Genomic DNA, 2,513 nt, shown 5'->3' on the forward strand with positions numbered 1-2,513 from the left:
CGCGCCGGCGCCCCCGCAGCCGCCCGCCGCTATCCCGCCGCCCTTCTTGGGCTCGTCGCCCACAAGGTCACCCCCCCCCATGGCGGCGCTGGCCGCGCCGCGGGCGCCGTCGCCGGCGGCGCGCCGCCGCTTGCGCCCGCCGCGCCGACCGCGCCGCCGTCCGGCGGTCTCGTCGCGCGGGGCGTCGGCATCGGCGGCGGCGGTTTCAGCCGGGCCGGCCTCATCGGCCTCGCCGGTGCGATCGCGCTTGCGCCGTCGGGTGCGGCGGGGTTTTTCGTCCTCGTCGCGGGCCGGCGAGGGGGCGGGGGCGACCTCCGCGGTCTCCGCCGCCTCCGATGCCGCGACCGCCGCCTCGAAGGCCGCGTCCTCGGCATCCTCGTCGGTGGCCGAGAACACCGATTCCGCCGTCACCGCCGGGGCCGCGGACACGCGCCGCGTGCGCACCGGCACCTTGACGCGCTCGACGCTGTGCTCGGGCACGATCAGCGAGGGGTCGGCCTCCACCCGCACCGAGATGTCGTAGCGCCCCTCGATGCCGATCAGGTGTTCGCGCTTCTGGTTGATGATGAAATTCGCCACCGACAGCGGCGCCTTCACCAGCAATTCGGGCGCGCGGCGACGCACGCCTTCCTCCTCGATCTCGCGCAGGATCGACAGCGCCATGCTCTCGTCCGAACGGGTGAAGCCGGTGCCGTGGCAATGGGGGCAGGGGGCGGTCGAGGCCTCCAGCATCCCGGGCCGCAGGCGCTGGCGCGACATCTCCATCAGCCCGAAGCCTGAAATCCGCCCGATCTGGATCCGCGCCCGGTCGGTCTTCAAGCGATCCTTGACGCGGTTTTCCACCGCGCGGTTGTTGCGCGCGTCCTCCATGTCGATGAAGTCGATGACGATCAGCCCCGCGAGGTCGCGCAGCCGCAGCTGGCGGGCGATCTCGTCCGCCGCCTCCAGATTGGTCTTCAGCGCGGTCTCTTCGATCGAGTGCTCCTTGGTGGAGCGCCCGGAATTGATGTCGATGGCCACCAGCGCCTCGGTGATGCCGATGACGATGTAGCCGCCCGAGCGCAGCTGCACCGTCGGGTTGAACATCGAGGACAGTTCCTTTTCCACCTGATGGCGGATGAACAGCGGCGTCGGCTCCGAATGCCGCTGCACGTTCTTGGCGTGCGAGGGCATGAGCATCTTCATGTAGTCCTTGGCCTCGCGATAGCCGGCCTCGCCCTCGACCAGGATCTGGTCGATGTCACGGCTGTAGAGGTCGCGGATCGAACGCTTGATCAGGCTGCCTTCTTCGTAGATCAGCGCCGGGGCCACGGAGTTCATGGTCAGGTCGCGCACCTGCTCCCACTGGCGCAGCAGGTATTCGTAATCGCGGCGGATCTCCGCGCGGGTGCGCTTGGCGCCCGCGGTGCGGATGATCAGGCCCATGCCCTTGGGCACCTCCATCTCGCCGGCGATGTCCTTCAGCTTCTTGCGATCCGCGGCGTTGGTGATCTTTCGCGAAATGCCGCCGCCGCGCGCGGTGTTGGGCATCAGCACGCAGTAGCGCCCGGCAAGGCTGAGATAGGTGGTCAGCGCCGCGCCCTTGTTGCCGCGTTCCTCCTTGACCACCTGCACGAGCATGATCTGGCGGACTTTTATGACCTCCTGGATCTTGTAGCGGCGGGCGCGCATGCGGCGCGGGGCGATGTCCTCGGCGGCCTCGTCGCGGGCGTCATCGCCGGACCGGGCGCGGGCGTCGTCGCGGGACTCGGCGTCGCGCGGGTCATCGCGCGCATCTGCGGAAGGATCGACCGGCGCCTTGTCCGCGCCGCCGCCGTTTTGCGGGGCCCCGGAGTTCGGCGCGTCGGAGTCGGGAGCCTTGGCCTCGGCGGTTGCGGAATCGGCGGTTGCGGCGTCGGCGGTTGCGGCGTCGGGGGACTCGGCCTCCGGCGCCTCGGTTTCGGTTTCGGTTTTCATTTCCGTTTCGGCGGCGGCGGGCGTGACCTCCGGCGTCGATTGCGGAGCCGGTGCGGCGGTCCCGGCCACCGCGTCGGGCGCGGCGGCTTCGGCCGGCGCCGGTTCGGACTCCGCGATCGGCGCGGGCTTGGGATCGCGGGCCGGCGCCGAGTCCTCGACGTAATCCTCCGTGACCTGCTCGTCGCCCTCGACGCCCGCATCCTCGGCGATTGAACTGGGCGAACTGGGCGAACTGGGCGCCGGATCGGTTTTTTCGTTCTTTTCGGGGGCCGCTTCGGCCTCCGCCCCCGTCTCCGCCCCCGTCTCCGCCCCCGTCTCCGCCGCCTCGGGCGCGGCGGTCCCGGCAACTGCGGGCGTTTCGTCAGCCCGCGCGGCCTCCGGCGCATCGGCAACCGGCGCGTCGGCCTTGGCCGCCTCCGGCGCGTCGTTTCGCGTCGTTTCGACGACCTCGGCCTCGGGCGTCGCCTGGGCCTCCGGCGTCACCGCGGCGGCGGCGTCGCTCGCCGCGGCGTTCCGGGACTCGCCCTGCTGCGCGCCGGCCTCGCCGGTCTCGACGG

General features: G+C 71.7%; 1 protein-coding gene. It reads right to left on the reverse strand.

Annotation, left to right across the window (positions count from 1 at the left end):
- On the reverse strand, positions 1-2,513 hold a 2,513-nt coding region (locus tag AC1HC7_RS06180), incomplete at both ends, for an Rne/Rng family ribonuclease (protein ID WP_479498791.1).

Source organism: Oceanicella sp., from assembly GCF_056449545.1.